Here is a 1,232-nt window from a genome sequence, read left to right as displayed (position 1 = left end):
CTGGACCTGTCGCGTTTTAGTGCCGCCCCAAGTGCTCGTTTAGGCCACTTTTCGTTCGAAGGCGACCGGGCTTTTCCAGCCTAATGCTGAGTGGCGCCTGCGCGGATTGTAAAAGCCGTTGATGTACTCAAAGATCGCAATTTCGGCCTCCCGTCGTGTCTGCCAGGACCTGCGCCAGATCAGCTCTGCCTTGATAGTTTTGAAAAAGGTTTCGACAGCAGAGTTATCATAGCAATTGCCCTTACCACTCATTGATACCTTGAACCCATGCTGGCGCAGCAGCTTCTGATAATCGTGAGAGCAATACTGACTTCCGCGATCCGTATGATGGATGCAGCCTTTGGGTGGCTGCCGCAGTGCCACGGCCATCTTCAACGCCCGGATCGCCAGGTCACGCTTCATACGATTGCTGACGGCCCAGCCGATCACACGCCGAGAATGCAGGTCCAAAATGACGGCCAAGTACAGCCAGCCTTCGCGGGTCCAAACGTAGCTGATGTCGCCCGCCCACTTCTGGTTCGGTTGTGCGGCATGGAAGTCCCGGTTCAGCAGGTTCGGCGCGATGTTGAAAGCGTGGTTGCTGTCGGTCGTGACCTTGTATTTCTTCGATCGTTCAACCCGTATGCCATTCTCACGCATCAACCGACCGACGCGACGGTGCCCGACGTTCAAGCCAAGCTCTTTCAGCTCTTCGGTCATTCTTGGCCTGCCATAGCTGCCCAAGCTGAGACGTGATTGTTCTTTGATATGCGCAAGAACGACCATGTCGGTTCGCTGCCTTTGACTGGCCGGTCGGCTGCGATAGGCACGCAAGCCTCGTTCGCTGACATCCAGAACCTGGCAAAGGCGGGTGATCGGGAAGTCGCAGCCATGCTCTTCGATGAACCGGAGCCTCATGGCTTTTGGCTCGCGAAGAAGGCTGTGGCCTTTTTTAGAATGTCCCTCTCCTCCTTGAGAATGCGGTTCTCGCGTCGAAGCCGCTCATTCTCACGGGCAAGATCGAGGTCCTTGTCAGACACAACCTCGGTGTCGCGATGCGCCGTAACCCATTTGTTCAGCGTCGAAAGGCCAACACCCAAGTCAGACGCCACCTGCTTTCGTGTCAGTCCGCTGGTTAGCGCAATCCGCACCGCATCAGCCCGGAATTCGTCTGTCCGTTTCAGTCCCATAATTCGTCTCCTTTGCTGCAATAAATGCTATCAAAGGAGCGGCATCAAACCGCGACAGGTCCA

At 55.8% G+C, this 1,232-nt stretch carries 1 protein-coding gene; it reads right to left on the bottom strand.

Annotated elements, in window-relative coordinates; all coding sequences use genetic code 11:
- Positions 1 to 39: 39 nt before the first annotated feature.
- Positions 40 to 1,169, bottom strand: a protein-coding gene (locus tag Q1A63_RS25570) for an IS3 family transposase (RefSeq protein ID WP_298976939.1) whose coding sequence is annotated in 2 segments (ribosomal slippage) — positions 40 to 926 and positions 926 to 1,169 — 1,131 coding nt in all. Because the reading frame shifts where the segments join, the coding sequence is not laid out codon by codon here.
- Positions 1,170 to 1,232 lie beyond the last annotated feature (63 nt).

The sequence above is a fragment of the uncultured Roseobacter sp. genome, from assembly GCF_947499265.1.
Classification (GTDB): Bacteria; Pseudomonadota; Alphaproteobacteria; order Rhodobacterales; family Rhodobacteraceae; genus Roseobacter.
The sequence above is the reverse complement of the archived record's forward strand: the minus strand, read 5'-3'. Positions and strand labels throughout refer to the sequence as shown.